The 17314-nt window shown below is 40.5% G+C and carries 11 protein-coding genes; 8 read left to right on the forward strand and 3 right to left on the reverse strand.

Going from position 1 to position 17314, the window contains the following annotated elements; translation table 11 throughout:
- Positions 1-16 precede the first annotated feature (16 nt).
- Entirely contained in the window at positions 17-3169 is a 3153-nt protein-coding gene (locus HWV58_RS20035) for a SusC/RagA family TonB-linked outer membrane protein (protein WP_175635791.1), read from the reverse strand.
- A 663-nt stretch (positions 3170-3832) separates the two neighbouring features.
- Here HWV58_RS20035 and HWV58_RS20040 point away from each other — a divergent pair.
- Positions 3833-5170: a serine hydrolase domain-containing protein gene (locus HWV58_RS20040; RefSeq protein WP_175635792.1), complete on the forward strand. Its 1338-nt coding sequence runs from the start codon at positions 3833-3835 to the stop codon at positions 5168-5170.
- Positions 5171-5322: 152 nt separating this feature from the next.
- Positions 5323-5784: a hypothetical protein gene (locus HWV58_RS20045; protein WP_175635793.1), complete on the forward strand. Its 462-nt coding sequence runs from the start codon at positions 5323-5325 to the stop codon at positions 5782-5784.
- Positions 5785-6009: 225 nt separating this feature from the next.
- On the opposite strand, the gene HWV58_RS20050 is transcribed toward HWV58_RS20045, so the two are convergent.
- Positions 6010-6981, reverse strand: a complete 972-nt coding sequence (locus tag HWV58_RS20050) for an ROK family protein (protein WP_235972778.1) — start codon at positions 6979-6981, stop codon at positions 6010-6012.
- A 301-nt stretch (positions 6982-7282) separates the two neighbouring features.
- Between HWV58_RS20050 and HWV58_RS20055 the strand changes: the two genes are divergently transcribed.
- The 6 genes from HWV58_RS20055 (at position 7283) to HWV58_RS20080 (ending at position 16965) form a co-directional block, all read left to right on the forward strand.
- On the forward strand, positions 7283-8482 hold the full coding sequence (locus HWV58_RS20055) for a glycoside hydrolase family 88 protein (RefSeq protein ID WP_175635794.1): 1200 nt from the start codon (positions 7283-7285) through the stop codon (positions 8480-8482).
- A 12-nt stretch (positions 8483-8494) separates the two neighbouring features.
- Positions 8495-10450 carry a heparin-sulfate lyase HepC gene (hepC, locus tag HWV58_RS20060; protein WP_235972779.1) on the forward strand — a complete coding sequence of 652 codons (1956 nt, stop codon included), beginning with the start codon at positions 8495-8497 and terminating at the stop codon, positions 10448-10450.
- Between the two features lies 1 nt (position 10451).
- Entirely contained in the window at positions 10452-12413 is a 1962-nt protein-coding gene (gene hepC / locus HWV58_RS20065) for a heparin-sulfate lyase HepC (protein ID WP_235972780.1), read from the forward strand.
- 21 nt (positions 12414-12434) lie between these two features.
- Positions 12435-13277, forward strand: a complete 843-nt coding sequence (locus tag HWV58_RS20070) for a heparin lyase I family protein (RefSeq protein WP_175635795.1) — start codon at positions 12435-12437, stop codon at positions 13275-13277.
- Positions 13278-13323: 46 nt separating this feature from the next.
- Positions 13324-15297 (forward strand): heparin-sulfate lyase HepC, encoded by a 1974-nt coding sequence (hepC, locus tag HWV58_RS20075; protein ID WP_175635796.1) that lies wholly within the window; start codon positions 13324-13326, stop codon positions 15295-15297.
- 102 nt (positions 15298-15399) lie between these two features.
- Positions 15400-16965 carry a heparin lyase I family protein gene (locus tag HWV58_RS20080; RefSeq protein WP_175635797.1) on the forward strand — a complete coding sequence of 522 codons (1566 nt, stop codon included), beginning with the start codon at positions 15400-15402 and terminating at the stop codon, positions 16963-16965.
- Between the two features lie 69 nt (positions 16966-17034).
- Here the strand turns inward: HWV58_RS20080 and HWV58_RS20085 are convergent, their stop codons facing one another.
- Entirely contained in the window at positions 17035-17289 is a 255-nt protein-coding gene (locus HWV58_RS20085) for a hypothetical protein (RefSeq protein WP_175635798.1), read from the reverse strand.
- Positions 17290-17314 lie beyond the last annotated feature (25 nt).

The raw sequence follows: 17314 nt of genomic DNA on the forward strand, positions 1-17314 counted from the left end.
CGGAATATAATTTTGGTTATAGAGAGAGATTAATTCCCGCTACAAATGATCGCGGTCTTGGGTAGGCACTAAAATCTACACCCGGTGTAAGTGCATTATCCACCACACTAACCTCCGGATCATAGCCCGAGTAATTGGTAAATACATGGAGGTTATATGCGGTAACATATATTCTGGCGTTGGCTATTTTAACCTTCTCAAGCCATCTTTTCGGGAAAGTATAACCCAGGTTTACATTGCTTATTCTCAGAAAGGAACCATCTTCAATCACACTGTCGTACATGCGGCCGCTGGTATTGCCCAATATAGACGCTACTGAATTTTTACCCTGGTTAAGTGCTGTTAGTTCTGCCGGATCGGTAACTACCTGCCCTGCAGCGTTGATAGTCCTCCACCTGTCGGCCTGAAAAGCCAGGTTGTTACTAAAGTCGCTGGCAATGGCCAGGTTATTCTTAACATTGGCGTTAAAAATTTTATTGCCTTGTGTAAAATTCAGGAATATGCTCAGATCGAAACCCTTGTAAGCAAAGGTATTGTTAATACCACCCGAAAATTTAGGGTTTGCATTACCAATGATGGTACGGTCGGCATCGGTAATTTTTCCGTCGCCATTAAGGTCTTTAAATTTAATATAGCCGGGCTGTACGGCAATGGCATCCTGCACCACACCTTGTTTTAAGCTGTACGTTTTTGCGGTGGCATCGTAATTGAAATCGCTTACCTGGTAAAGTCCATCCTGCTGATAGCCAAACATACTACCTACGGGCTGTCCTACCTGTAAAATATAATCCTGGTAGCTATTGTTGTAGCTACTGGTCATTAGCGAATTTTCGCCATCGCTTAATTTCAGCACTTTAGTTTTATTGAAGGTAATATTGAAATTGGTACTCCAGTTAAAGTCGCTTTTTTTGATGTTTACGGTATTTAAAGTAAACTCTACGCCCCTGCTCGATGTAGATCCGATATTCTGAAACTGACGGGTAAAGCCAGCGCTTGCCGGGATCCGGGTATTGTACAACAAGTCTTTCGAGCGGTTATCGAACCAATCAACCGTCAAAGCAATGCGTTGTTTCAACAAACCGATATCCAAACCGATATTGGTAGCTTTAACGGCTTCCCATTTAAGAAATGGATTGGCTAAACTATTTTGAAATACAGTAGGTAAAATACTGGTATTTGAAGCGTACTGACCAGAAGTAAAAATACCCAAAGCCGCATAATTGGCAATTCGGTTATTACCTGAAGTACCGTAACTGGCCCTCAGTTTCAAATCTGACAAGAAGTTTAGCGATTTCATAAAGTTTTCTTCGGTTACTTTCCATGCAAAAGATCCCGAAGGGAAATACCCCCATCTGTTCTCTTCTCCAAATTTGGATGAACCATCAGCCCTTAAGGTTCCGGCAAGAATATATCTGCCCTTGTAGCTGTAATTGGCCCTGGTAAAAAACGACAATAGCTTATCTTCTTCTGCAAACGACGAAGGGAAACCCGCAACAGTACCTAAGCCCAGATTATTCCAGCCACTATTTACATTAGGAAAATTAGTAGCGCCCGCGCTTACACTTTCCGAATAGTTATAAATATACTCCTGACCTACAGTAATGTCGAACTTATGGTCTTTGCCATAAACATCGGCATAGGTAAGCGTATTGTTATAGTTAAACCGGTTATTGAAAGTAGTGGTTATGCCTCCTGAGGCTCCTTTATTTCTAATGGCAGTAATGGATTCCGAATCGTTAAAAGTTTTATCAACCCTTGAGGTATTGGTGAAGCCTACCAAACCATTGTAAGTAAATTTATTACTAATGGCATATCTGGCTGTAGCGTTGGCGTTGAGCGAACGAATGCGCTGATCGCGCAAACGGGTATTTACCGTTACAATGGGGCTTTGAAAAGCTGGATTGCCTGCATCATCCAAAGGGTCTAAAACATCATCAATCAGCCCTACATCCGAAACATTTGGCAAATTTACCGGACGGTATTGCAGTAAGGTTTGTAACATGCTCAACCGCGCATTACCACCTTCCTGTGTACCACCCGAACCATATATTTTCTGATTGGAATAATTAACAATCCCGTTCAGTTTTACTTTTTTGCTTGGGCTGTTGGTTACCGTTAATTTAGCAATATCACGGTTTGCACCACTGTTAAGCATTAAACCATCGTTAATATTATGGGAATAGAATAAGTTATACTTCGTATCGCCGCTGCCGCCGTTTATACCAATTTTATGGTACTGGCTTGAAGCTGTTCCGCCAAATATTTCATCCTGCCAGTTAATCCCTTCCCTATTGCCGTAATTGCTGGCAAGCGATTCGAAGGTGCCGAAAGTGGTTAAGAATTTTTGTGCCCGGGTTGCATCCCTTGTAGAGTTTTCGTAGATATACAACATGTACTCATACGGGCTTAACACTGACAAAAACTTAGGTGCTTTTTGTACACCTGCATAACCATCATAACTGATGGTAGTTTTGCCGCCCTTTGATTGTTTTGTGGTGATCAGAATTACCCCATTGGCTCCCCTGGCACCATAAACTGCTGTCGACGCAGCATCTTTCATTACATCAACAGATTCAATATCCGTTGGATCTAAAAACGCCAGACCATCGGTTTGAGGCACACCATCTACCACATAGAGCGGTTCGTTACTCTGGGTAATAGATGAACCACCGCGTATTTTAATTTGTGGTGTTGAACCCGGATCGCCACTTGGCATGGTTACCTGTACACCGGCCATACGCCCCTGTAAGGCCTGGGCAACGTTTGCTACAGGTGTTTTTGCAATCTCGCTACCTTTTAAAGAAGCTATTGCTCCGGTTAAATCTTTACGCTGAACGGTTTGTCCATAACCAATAACCACCACATCATTGAGGTTGTTTACATCGTCTTGTAATTTTACGTCTATCGAAGTACGTCCGTTTATTTTTTGCTCGACAGTTTTCGTACCCAAATAACTAAAAACCAATACAGCATCGGTTTTCACATTGATTTGATAAGTACCGAAGTTAGAAGAGACTGTGATATTTTTAGTTCCCTTTTCAGTAATTGTAGCCCCCGGAATTGGCTGGTTGGATACATCTCTTACTACTCCCTTTATGGTAACTACATTTTGTGCATGTAATCCCTTAAAAAAGCAGAGTAAGCCTATTAGTATTATAATCCTTTTCATTTTGGTTTTGGTTAGTTGGAAATAATGTGTTGAAAGCGCAGGTTAGTTTATCAGCATAATTTGGTAATTCCTTTGTTAAATTGCCACCGCCTTATTTTATCTGTTAAGAAAATTAAGGCGATATCTTCAGTTTTTTCATGATCTCCTGCCATTTTTGGTTAGTTATTTTAGTTTGTTGGTTATCGTATAAATTCTGCCAAACACCTTCAATCGTGTTTACTGATTTTTTCCTGCCTGGCAGTGATCAGCAATCTGCCACATTGGGTTAAATCGACAGAAACGAATTTAGCAATCGATATAAAAACGGAGTTTCAAATTTGTTTAAAATACTATCAAATTTGGCTAATACAGCTTAAAAACCGCAGATTAACTGCTTTTCATTTCAAAAACAGAAAACAACGAACTACTTTTTATTAAAATAAGCAGCCATATAAATACTACAAAACAGAAAAAACTGGTGTTTTTCGGATAGGATTGAAGCATATTTAATATACATTATAAATGCATGGCTCGATAATCCTCGTTACAAACGAGGACTATTTGGCTACAATAGAAGTTCAATTGAGTATATGGTGCTAAATAATCATTTCAAATAAAAAGAAGAAAAGCACTATTATTGTAACATTATAGATCTGTTACTATTAAAACTCAAATTGCATTCCGATGAAAAAAATTAACGCTTGTCTCCTGCTACTTCTGTTCAATTTCCTGCTTTTTTCTACAAATTCGATCGCTCAACAAATTGACAAGGCCAAATTAGATAGCGTTTTCAATGCACTGTTGAAGCACAATAAAACAATGGGGAGTTTTATCATTTCTAAAAATGGTAAGCCTGTTTATCAAAACATTATCGGCAATAGCCAGATTGAGGGAGATAAAAAGGTTACTGCTACAGCAGAAACCCAATATCGTATCGGCTCTATTACCAAAACCTTTACCGCCGTGATGATTTTTCAGTTAATAGAGGAAAAGAAATTAACCCTGGATACCAAATTATCCAATTTCTTTCCCGAAATGCCAAATGCAACACAAATCACCATTGCAAATCTGTTAAACCACAGCAGCGGCCTGGCCGATCATGTTAATGAAAACCGGCAATGGATAGCAGATCCCCATAGCAAAACGGAGTTACTCGAAAAAATTGAAAAGGTTAAACCGCATTTCGAACCAGGTACTAAACACCAATATTCTAATGGCGGTTACCTGCTACTGGGATATATTATCGAAAAGATTACCGGAAAAACTTATCCTGCAGCCCTGAAAAAAAGAATAGCTGATAAAATCGGACTTAAAAACACCATTTCGGGCACAGTAAATAACAGCCAGAAACTTGAAGCCAGGCCATATACTTTTGCCGGTGAATGGAAGCCGGTAAAAGACATCTATTTTCCAAATGTAGTAGCTGTAGGCGATGTCCTTTCTACCCCACAAGATCTTATTATTTTTATCAATGCGCTTACCTCAGGTAAATTAGTGAGCGCAGAAAGTTACGACAAAATGAAAACTTTCCAGAAGGACGGAACTGGAATGGGATTATTTAAATCGTTCTTTTACGAAAAAGTACTAATAGGACATAATGGAGGCACTTACGGAAGTTATAGTGCGATGTACACCGTTCCTGAAGACGGAATGTCTTTTGCGGTTACCACCAATGGCATGGATTACAAATTGAATGATATTATACTCGCTTTACTAAATGCCTATTACAACAAACCTTATTTGGTACCGCTATTTAAAACTGTAGAAATTAAAGCGGAAGAACTTGACCCATTAGTAGGCAAATACACCAGCAATGACTTGCCCTTAAAAATTACGATCACCAAATCAGGAACTACCCTCGTGGCGCAGGCTAGCGGCCAGCCAGCCTTTTCACTTGATGCTGTGAGTAAAAATGAGTTTAAACGCGAGCTGTACGATGTATTATTGCAATTCGACAGAGAAAAGCATGAAATGACCTTAGTACAAGGAGGCAAAAAATTCCACTACGTAATTGATAAATAACACATCATACTGGTAGCCTCTGCGCTCACAAAATTGCTTTCATTTTAACACCGACTAGAAATTAAAATACAAATTATAGATTTGAAATCATATGTCTATATAATATATGGAGTTGTTGAGTTTTCAAAATAACATACAAAATAAAACCAAATATGAAAACCACTAAAAACATAATTTATTCACTGTTGATCATTTTAATATTACTCCTGATTACACATTATAGACATATTGCTTCTGCAATGGTATATGATAGTAATGAAACTAAAAGTGTTAGAAGTAAATTGAGGGGAGAATGGATACTGGTAAAGAAACAGGGATTTGCAGATAATTCTAAGACTGAAGATTTACGCGAACTTACTTATTTTAAATATTTTGTATCTGGCTCCAAGGATTTTATTCCAGAACCATACCTAATTAAAGCTTACGATTCTACAGCAACTAAATGGTTTCGAAATAGAGTTTTTTTTATAGGCTCTGACAAAGAAGCACAAAGAACATCAGAAATAATAAGATTAACTAAAGATTCACTAATTATAGGTGACCGTGACTCACAAACCGTAAATGGAAAAGCCAAAATCCCAATGAGAAGTATATACTTACGGAAAAACAATTAGTGCAAATTATCTGGCCTTGTAAGCATTAACATTTGAAATGTTTCATTCTCTGATCTGAATAAAATTTATGCAATGTTTAACTTTTCCATTGTGGCACTTATTTCTGCCCGTTAAAATTTGCTCACAAATGTGTGGCAACTTTTTTTGTGACCGTTTTTTTGCCACAGAAAAAGTTGTCACAATATATAACTGAGCCTTAAGGAACAATTTTTCCAAACACTATCATTATTTGACAGCGTAATCAAAAGCTTTAAATTTTTGAAAGACGTTAGCAGCACAGCCCAACAACCCAGCTTTGTTACCTAGTTTAGCTGGTACAACCAATGCATTAACTGATGCAACCGGAACGGCTAATGTTTTAATTCTCCGTTCTATCTCTCTGGTATAAAAGGCACCAGCTTCACTTATACCACCACCAATTACAATTTTTTCGGGACTAAAGATGTTGATAAAGCTGGTAATACCTGTAGCCAGGTAATCGAAGTGCAGCTCCATTGCCTTTACCGCGTACTCTTCGCCTGCCAGGTACTTTTCTATAATGTACCTGCCATCAACTTCGTCTGTTTCGGGTATGCCCGGGTGAATAAACTGGTAATGTTTCAACAAGGCAGTTACCGAAGCATAAGCTTCCAAACATCCTTTAGCGCCACATGCACAGGCTAAACCGTTGTGTTGCACAATAATATGGCCTAATTCTGTCCCTCTGTTTCTAAACCCGCCATACAACTTATTATCAATCATTACAGCCCCCCCTATCCCTGTACCAACGGTAAGGAAAACTACGTCGCTACAATCTTTAGCAGCACCATAGCTCATTTCGCCAAGCCCCATCAAATTGGCATCATTATCCATGATAATGTTATAACGGGTTACATCTTGCAGAATTTCGCCCAGGGCCAATTGCTTAAAGCCAGGTAAATTGTCGGCTCCGGCGATAATCTTATTGTTGTATATCGTTCCCGGAAATCCGATTCCAACACCTAAGATAGGGTGTTTAACTTTTGCGGCGCAGGTTTGGATCGCCTCTACAATAAGCGCAATAATTGCACCTTGTGTTTTAGCTTTTTTTAGCGAAATCAGTGTGGAATATAAAATTTCTCCCTGCTGGTTTACCACTCCGCATTTGAGCGAAGAGCCGCCAACATCAATTCCAATGGCATAAGATTGGTCCATGTTGGTATTGTTTAAAGTTATCATTTGTTTGAGGTTTTAGTCTTTTTGTTTTTGTTTAAGGCTGTCCTTTTTAATCCGGGTTAAAAATAAAACGTAGTGCGCATTGATGCCTTAGGTTTCGGCTTAAAATATTTTAACATTGGTTAACCACTTCCACAATACCGTTCAAAAAAGCCACTATTTCCTTATGAGGCACTAAACAGCATATAAAAATGACTTTTAATCAAATTCAAAATATTTATGGATATAATCAAAAGTGTTTGTCTCCGGATGCCCCTAATTTCACAATTATAAAACAATTATCAAAGATTCAAACCTTAACACAATGAAAAAAGCTTTTTGCTTAATAGTACTGGCAACTACACTCTTATTAAACGGTTATGCTAAACCCATACAAAATGATCCACCGGCAAGCTGGTTAAAAAGAACTACTGATGTGATTGCATTTCAGCTGAACAGAGCCAGTCAAACCTATAAACCTGGTCAAAATCCCCGTTCGATTAACCCGAACGGAACGGTAAGAATTGCCGGCATAACCGATTGGACCACCGGATTTTTTCCGGGTAGTTTATGGTACGGATATGAGCTTACCGGTGATGAGCATCTGGCAGAGGAAGCAAAAAGATTTACACTGGCGCTCGATTCTATCCGCAACATTACCAATACACACGATTTAGGTTTTATGCTCTACTGCTCATATGGCAATGCTTTCAGGCTAACTGGCGATAAAACCTATTTACCGGCATTAGCCGACGGTGCAAAACACCTTGCAGCGAGATTTAACCCTAAAGTTGGGGTAATCCGTTCGTGGGATTTCGCCTGGTGGCACTACCCTGTTATTATCGATAACATGATGAACCTCGAATATTTATATTGGGGTGCCAAAACATTTAACATGCCCAATTACGCTACCATAGCCAATACCCATGCTACCACAACCATGAAAAACCATTACCGAAAAGATTTTAGTTCTTACCATGTGGTAGATTATGATGCAGCAACAGGAAAAATATTAAAAAAAGCTACTCATCAGGGTTTAACAGACGAATCGGCCTGGGCACGCGGACAAGCCTGGGGATTATATGGTTATACCATGTGTTATAAAAACAGCAAAAACCCGGCTTTTTTAACACAGGCCGAAAACATTGCCAAATTTATAATGAACCATCCCAGCCTGCAGAAAGATAAGATTCCGGCATGGGATCTGGATGTACACAACGCCGACGATTTGGATACCGATGGTGCAGCTCCCCGCGATGCTTCTGCCGCTGCTGTAATTGCCTCGGCCCTGCTCGATTTAAGCACGCAAGTAAAAGACGGCCAAAAATATTTTAACTATGCCGAAGATATTTTGAAAACACTATCTTCTGACGCTTATTTGGCCAAGCCAGGAGAAAACCAATATTTTATATTGAAACATAGTGTTGGAGCATTTTTGTACAACTCTGAAATAGATACACCACTGGATTATGCCGATTACTATTACCTGGAGGCATTAAATCGCTATAAAAAAATTAAAGGTTAATTAACCCTAAACATGATGCTAAAGAATTTTTTGTTAACGGCCTGTATTTTTTGTCTCCCGGCATTTGTTTTACATGCTCAGGAGCAACCTATAAACAGCAATAGCTTCAGTAGCATAAACCTGTCCTATCCCGGATTGGAAAATGTAGCCAAAGCTGTTGCCAAAAGTGATTATGAAAAAGCGGCTGCACAATTGCTGGCTTATTTCCGCAAACGTAAAGTGGCTTTAAGCCCTGAGCAAACTACCAAAAAGGTAAGTGCCAATGCGCAGCAGCTTGCCGATGATATTCTATTGCATAAATTTAAACCACACAAAGGTTACGGCACTTTTGACTATGGAAAAGACATTAACTGGCAGTACCGCCCGGTTAAAGACCAGTTACTGACCACTTTTTTACACCGCACAACCTTTTGGGAATCGCTGGGCACCGTTTATTTAACCACAGGCGATGAACGTTACGCCAAAGAATGGATTTTAGAAGTGCAAGACTGGATTAAAAAGAACAAACAGGGCGCTTATGCCGATGATAAAGACTATGCCTGGAAAGCTTTTGTTGTTTCGTTTAGGTTAAACAATTGGGCAACTTTCTTTAACCAGTTTATCAATTCGCCAAATTTTACGCCTCAATTTCTATTGACATTTTTAAACTCCTATAACGAACAAGCCAATTATGTGATGGCCAACTATACCGATATAGGCAATCACCGCCTGTACGAAGCAGAGCATTTGCTTTTGGCAGGCACCAGTTTCCCTGAATTTACACAGGCGAGTACCTGGCGCAACAGTGGCATAAGCGTATTAAATGCAGAAATTACAAAGCAGGTTTACCCCGATGGTATGCAGTTCGAATTGTCGCCGTCCTATCACATCGGAACCATTGGTACATTTTTACGTGCCTTAAAAATGGCCAGCGACGCAGGAATAGCGAACGAATTTCCTAAAAGTTACCGCGATCTGGTAGAGAAAATGTGCACTGCTGTACCAAAATTTTCATTTCCCGACTATACCTTCCCCTTGTATGGCAATTCGTTTATCACCAACAAAGCACAGATGATGAAAAATTACCAGGCCTGGGCTGAAGTTTTCCCTGACAATGCAGAAATCGCCTATTTTGCTACCGATGGTAAATCGGGCCGCCAGCCTGCCTATTTATCAAGCGCACTGAAAAACACGGGTTTCTATACTTTTAGAAATGGCTGGGACCAAAAAGCTACCGTAATGCAAATTAAAGCAGGTCCTCCGGCCGAATTCCATTCACATCCCGATAATGGCAACTTTGTACTTTGGGTTAATGGCCGTAATTTTACGCCCGATGCCGGAAGCTTTATTTATGCCAATGTGGGCAACCAGGAAAACAGTAAAAGAGACTGGTACCGCAGCACTAAAGCACACCAAACCTTAACGCTTAACGATCAAAATATCGAAAACAATGCTCAACTCAAAAGCTGGAAAACAGGCAGCAATCCCGAGGTTTTAACCTACAATAATCCAGGTTACAAAAACATGCAGCACCAGCGCAGTTTCCTGTTTGTAGATAAAAGCTACTTTATTATCGTAGACAGGGCTATTGGCAGTGATACAGGCAAACTAGACATTCATTTTAACCTGAAAGAAGATAATAAACCTGTAATCGACAAGGGCAATAACCGGGTATATACAACCTACGGAGATGGCAACAACCTATTGATACAGTCGTTTAGTAAAAACACAAAGCTGAAAGAAGAAGCAAGTTTTGTTTCTTACGAGTACCAAAAAGAAACACCGCGTACTGCTTTTGCCTTTGAGCAACAAAAAACCAGCGGAAGTACAAAGTCGTTCATTACAATACTCTATCCTTATAAAAGTAAAGAGGCACCTCAAATAGCGTTAAAGGAAAATGCAAATAACGACTTAGAAAAAGGCTTGCTTAACCTTACCATAACCATAGATGGTAAAACCAGAACATTAAAAGAAAATCTAACCAATTAAAATGATGAGAAAACTAATCCTATTCTGCTGCTATATCCTTACTGCCGCTTTAAGCCAGGCACAGGAAACACCAGTAACTGCAGCCAGTTTTGATATCATTAACCTGGAATATCCGGGGCTTGAAAAAGCAAAACAAGCTTTTGCAGCAAAAAAATATGATGCAGCAGCCGAAGCCTTGCTGCAATACTACCGCAAACGTGCCGATGTAAGCACCAACAACAGCGCTTACGCAGGCAAATCAATAGGTACTGCCAATCAGGAAAAAGCCGACAATAGCCTGGCACACAAATTCCAGCCGCACAAAGGTTATGGCTTTTTTGACTATGGTAAAGATATTAACTGGCAATTGTGGCCGGTTAAAGACAACGAGGTTCGCTGGCAGCTGCACCGTGTAGGTTGGTGGAATGCCATGGCTTTGGCTTACCGCAGCAGTGGTAACGAGGCATATGCGAAAGAATGGGTGTACGAATTTAGAGATTGGGTAAAGAAAAATCCTTTGGGACTTTCGGCAGATAATGATCGCTATGCATGGCGTGCGCTCGAAATTTCAGAACGTTTAAACAGCATTCCTTCTGCTTACAGCATATTTATAACATCGCCTAATTTTACGCCTGCCTTTTTGCTCGAGTTTTTGCAATCGTACAATCAGCAGGCACAGGTTTTACCAACCCGATATGCCGATGAAGGCAATCACAGGTTGTTTGAAGCCCAGCGTGAATTGGGAGCGGGAGCATTTTTCCCTGAATTAAAAGCAGCTGCAGCATGGCGAAAAAGTGGCGTAGAAATTTTGAACACCGAAATTAAAAAACAGGTTTACGCCGATGGAATGCAATGGGAACTGGCACCAGGCTACCACATTGCCATGATTAATACTTTTCTGGCTGGCTTACAAGCCGCTCAGAAAGCTGGTTTGGAAAAAGAATTTCCTGAAAGTTATAAGCATACGGTCGAAAAAATGGTACTGGCTACCATCAATTTCTCTTTTCCTGATTATACTTTCCCCATGTTTGGTGATGCCTGGTTAACTGAAAAAAGCGCTATACTAAAACAATACAAAACCTGGGCAGAAGCATTCCCAAACAATGAGATAATCCAGTATTTCGCAAGTGAGGGCAAAAGGGGTAAACTTCCTGCCTATCTATCCATGGGATTAACTGATGCCGGTTTTTATACTTTTAGAAACGGATGGGATGCGAATTCGACAGTTATGGTATTGAAGGCAAGTCCTCCGGGAGAGTTTCATGCGCAACCCGATAACGGCACTTTTGAACTGTGGATAAAGGGTAGAAATTTTATGCCCGATGCAGGTGCCTATGTGTACAGTGGAGATGCTGAAATTAATAAGCTTCGCGAAGCATACCGGGCTACCAAAATGCACAATACACTAACCATAGATGATAAAAATATGGTAATTACCAAAGCGAAGCTTGAAAAGCTAAGCAATAGCAAAGATCTTGACGTTTTTACCTATACCAACCCCAGCTATACCGACTTAAACCACCAACGCAGCGTACTGTTTGTAGCAGGAAAGTATTTTTTAATTATCGACAAGGCCATTGGAACCGCAACAGGTAAATTAGCTGTCCGTTTTCATTTAAAAGAAGATAGTAAACCAGTTTACGATCAAAACAAAAATCTGGTTTATACCACCTTTGCAGATGGCAATAACCTGCTTATCCAATCGCTGAACAAGGATAAAACTGCCTTAACAGCAGAAGAAAGCAAAGTTTCTTATGAATACCGCAAAGAATTTAAACGTCCTGCACTGGCATTCGAAAAACAAAAAACAGACGGAAAAACACAAAATTTCATCAGTATTTTACTACCGTTTAGTGGCACTGTAAGTCCTAAAGTCAGCCTGATCGAAAATCCAGCTAACAATTTCGAAAAGGGAATTGTTGATTTGACCATTACCATTGATGGAAAAAAAAGCGATATAAAAACGATGTTAACTAACCCTTAATGTTAAACAAACAGCTATCTTATGAAAAACTTTCACCTTTTAATCGCCAAATGTGCCTTTTTAGTCATGTTAATGATTTTGGTTTCTTGCGGTAAAAAAAGTACTGCAGTTGCTCCGCAAGAACCAGATAAAGGAAAACCTGAGGTAAAAGCAACAGCAGTAAACGATACCTTGCTTAATGTTACTTACGAAAACGGTACAAGCAGCTCAGGCATTACAGGAGTAACAGCCACACATGCTACTGCTGCAGAAGCTGCATTCATGGTATCGCCTGGGGCATCAGGCAATTATGCCATTGCCCATAAAATAGTTCATGGCGACAACGGTTATTATTCGGATGGAAACTGGCGTAGCGAAAGTGATGCCATTGCCCTACAGAATGCCAGGTTTTTTCCGGGCGATGAACGTAGATATGAATTTAGCGTGTACTTAAAAGACTGGACACTTAATCCTTCAGATGCTACAGAAACCAATCTTTTTCAGTTAAAGTTAAGTGCCGGAGAAGTACCCCTTCAAATAAGAACAACACGAAACGCCATGGTATTGCGTTTTGCCATTGCCAATAGCCAGCCCAACGTTAGCGTAATAAGTAACATGCAGCAATACGTAAATAAGTGGATTCATTTTAGGGTAGATGTTGGCTGGCAAACCACCGCTACAGGATATATGAAAACTTATATGAAACTGCCCGGCGAAAGCGATTATACCCTTAAAGACAACAAGACAAACTACCTTACCTACAATAGCAGTGGCGCTAGCGGGCAAATTGGCTACATAAAATGGGGCTTGTACATCGTTCCGGCCAATAGTACCCGGATTGCTTACCATGATGACATCAGGATCATTAAGCTACCGCTGAAATAAATTAAGATTCCTAGTCTTTTTCCAAGTTAATCTAAACACCTTATACATGCATTTAAAAATAACATTTGCACTGTGCCTGCTATTGGTGCAAACTTCGATAATAAAAGCACAGCAAACCATTCACAAAGATAGTTTTAAGGTCATTAACCTGGACTATCAGGGCTTAGAGCAGGTAAAAGCAGCTGTAAATGCCAGCAACTATAATACAGCCGCCGCTGCCCTGCTTACCTATTTTCGCAGGCTCGAAAAATTTAAAACACCCGATTTGGGCAGCGATGCACAAACCATTAATTTGGGCAAGCCCGATAGCATTACCATTTCTGTAGCCGACAATGCCCTTCAACACCGGTTTAAACCACAGGAAGCTAACGGATACTTCGATTTTGGTAAAGACATCAACTGGCAACTGTGGCCGGTAAAAGATCATGAATTTCGGTTTCAGCTGCACCGCTTAAACTGGTGGCTGGCTATGGGCTTAGCGTATCGCGGCAGCGGTAACGAAGCTTATACTAAAGAATGGATGCTTCAATTTTTAGATTGGGGAAAGAAAAACCCGGTTGGCCTTTCTGCAGAAACCGACAGTTACGTATGGCGACCTTTAGAAGTATCGGCACGCATACAAAGTATGGCCAATGCCTTTAGCTTGTTTTTATATTCGCCCAATTTTACCCCTGAGTTTTTGATGCAGTTTTTAAATGGCTATTACCAACAGGCCGATTATCTGGTAAAACATTATGCAGCCGAGGGGAATCATCGCCTGTTTGAAGCGCAACGAAGTTTACTGGCAGGCGGTTTTTTTCCAGAATATAAAGATGCTCCTATCTGGCGCAAACGTGGCATCGATGTACTGGTAGAAGAAATAAAAAAGCAGGTTTATCCCGATGGCGTGCAATGGGAGCTTTCGCCTGTTTACCATGCCGCTACCATCGATATTTTTGTAAATGCCCTGCGTGATGCTAAAAAGGCAGGAATAGATAAAGAATTTCCGGCAAGCTACCAGCAAACCATCGAAAAAATGGCTATGGCCTTTATCAACATTACTTTTCCCAACTATAACCAACCTATGTATGGCGACTCCTGGTTGCGCGAAAAAGAATTCAGGCTGAAGCAATACAATTCGTGGTCGGCTGCTTTTCCGCAAAATCCGTTTATTAAATACTTTGCTTCCGACCGCAGGGAAGGTAAAAAACCTGATTGGCTATCAAACGCACTAACTACCGCTGGCTTTTATACTTTTCGCAACGGATGGGATAGTACCGCTACCATACTGATGCTGAAAGCGAGTCCTCCGGGCGAGTTTCATGCACAACCCGATAACGGCACTTTTGAATTATGGGCTAATGGCCGCAATTTTACGCCTGATGCGGGCAGCTTTGTGTACAATGGCGAAGGCATACTCAAAGAAAAACGCGCCTGGTATCGCCAAACACGCGTACACAGTACCCTAACGTTGAACAACGAAAACATGGTGATTACTAAAGCGCAGCAGCAAAAATGGCAAACTGGTAAAAATTTAGACATCCTAACCTATACCAACCCCAGCTACAAAAATTTAAGCCACCAGCGCAGCGTACTTTTTATAGATCAAAAATATTTCTCAATTATTGATAAAGCCATAGGTAATGCTACAGGCAAGCTGGGTACGCATTTTCAATTAAAGGAGGATAGCAAACTGGTTTACGATAAAGCCGCCAAACGGGTGTACACAAGCTATACAGATGGCAATAACCTGCTTATTCAGAACCTGAACAAAGATGAAATAACCTTAACAGAGGAAGCTGGTAAAGTATCATACAGCTACGGAAAAGAATTAGATCGCCCCGCATTTGTATTCGAAAAAGCCAAAACAGGAAACGAGATGGCATCTTTCATCAGTATCCTATATCCATTTGATGGTGCAAAGACTCCTGAAATCAGCATCAAAACAAACGATGGCAACGATTTCGAAAAAGGCAACATCAATATCACTTTAACCATCAATGGCAAAAAAAACGAAATAAAAGCCACACTAAACCAATAATCAGAAAGAGGTAATGCAAAAAACATTACCTCTTTTTTTTCAAAAACATTTCGATATGACCTAAAGAGATTAATCAACCTAAATTCTAACCAAAAAAACCACATGAACAAAAAACCAATTTACTTCCAAAAGTATATGGCTATTGCTGTATTACTTTTAGCAAGCTCCTGCAGTAAAATTGAAAGAGAAAGCGAACAACCTGCAGTAACCTTCAAAGCCATCACCAAAATGAGTGGTACCACCCCTACGAGCTATGCTTATGGCGATACCATTTTAAACATCAATTACGAAAGTGGTACACTTAACTCGGGTATTACAGGACTAACGGCTACTAATGCTACAGCGGCCGATGCAGCCTATATCCTTTCGCCCGGTGCTACTGGAAATTATGCCATTGCCCACAAAGTAACCTATGGCGACTCTACCTACTACTCTGATGGCAACTGGCGTAGCGAAGCAGCAAGCAACAACGTACCTTCAAGCTGTTATTTGCCAGGCGAGGAAAGAAGATATGAGTTTAGTGTATTGTTAAAAGACTGGACAGCCTGGAATACCGGCGACCCCATTAACGAAACCAATATTTTTCAGTTAAAAATGTCGGGAGGTGAAGCCGTTCCGTTGCAGATCCGCACGCAAAGAAATGCAATGCGCGTGGTTTATGGCAATATGGATAATACCAAAACAGTTGTAGATATCCTTAACGATATACGTCCATCGGTAAACCAGTGGATTCATTTCAGGGTAGATGTGAAATGGGCAACTACTGCAACCGGTTCGATGAAGATTTACATGAAATTACCAGGGCAAACAGATTTTACTTTGGCAAATGAAAGGAATAATGCCATTACTTTTACAGGTGACGTAGGCAGCGGAAACGTTGGTTATGTTAAATGGGGTGTTTACGTAGTACCGCCCAACCTTACCCGTATTGTTTATCACGATGATCTCCGCATTATTAATCTGAACTACCCTCCTGCCAGTACTGGCCTGATTTGGGGAAACAGTATTCCTGATGCCAACCCTGCTTATTTAGATGGCGCTTATACCAAAGCTGGTGATGCTAGCCTCCCTTCGAATTACAATAACACCAGTAATGTTTACCAGCATCCATATATTAAGTACCTGGCGCCGCAAAACATTGTATATGTAAACAGTACAAGTCCGGCACCAAACCCTGCCGATAATGTGGTAGGTACCCCCTGGTCTGATTTTTCGCGGACTACACTCGCCGCATCGGGTATGTCGGGCAGTACGCCTGGCCCAAGCGGGCGTTATTTGTTGGGTGGCTGGGCCAATGCATCGTCGGCAAGCACGCCAACTGCGCTCGATCTTACTGAATATTACGAGTTCCGTTTAGAACCAAAAAGTGGCTACTATTTTAATTTTGGCGATATTAAGTTTACAGTGCTTCGCGGCAGCACTACACATCCCAATAAGTTTGTGCTTCGCTCCAGTGTAGATAATTATGCCAGTAACATTTCGGCTCCTGTTAGCATCAGCGGCACTACCACGCCTACGCTCATATCGTTTAATGCAGCTGCACTTACGAATATTAATACGCCAGTAACTTTCAGATTATACGCTTATGGTGCTACGGCAACCAGCGGCAATTTACTGGTAGGACTTAACGATTTTCAGGTAAACGGACAGGTACTTCCCTTACCTTAGTTATGATTTAAAAACAAAAAAGGCTTTCTTCATCATTAAAGAAAGCCTTTTTCCAACAAATTAAGTTACTTAACTTAAAATGATCTGGTAATTTACATTTACTCTTTTCGGATAATTGCTTTGCTCGTTGTTTAACGAAACAAAAGCTGCACTGTTGTGAACTTCGTTTTTTAATGCGTGCTCATAATGTGTTTGAATAGCTTCCTGATAATCGCCCTGAACGTGTTTGGCTGTTTCGGCTAAAAGATTTCGGTCATTTAAGTTTTCCGGCAATAAAGTGATATCGCAGTTTCCCTCACTTATTTCTTTGACTAAGTATTTCATTTTTGTTTTAAATCTTTGTTTCCCG

Source organism: Pedobacter ghigonis (assembly GCF_903166585.1).
GTDB classification, from domain to species: domain Bacteria; phylum Bacteroidota; class Bacteroidia; order Sphingobacteriales; family Sphingobacteriaceae; genus Pedobacter; species Pedobacter ghigonis.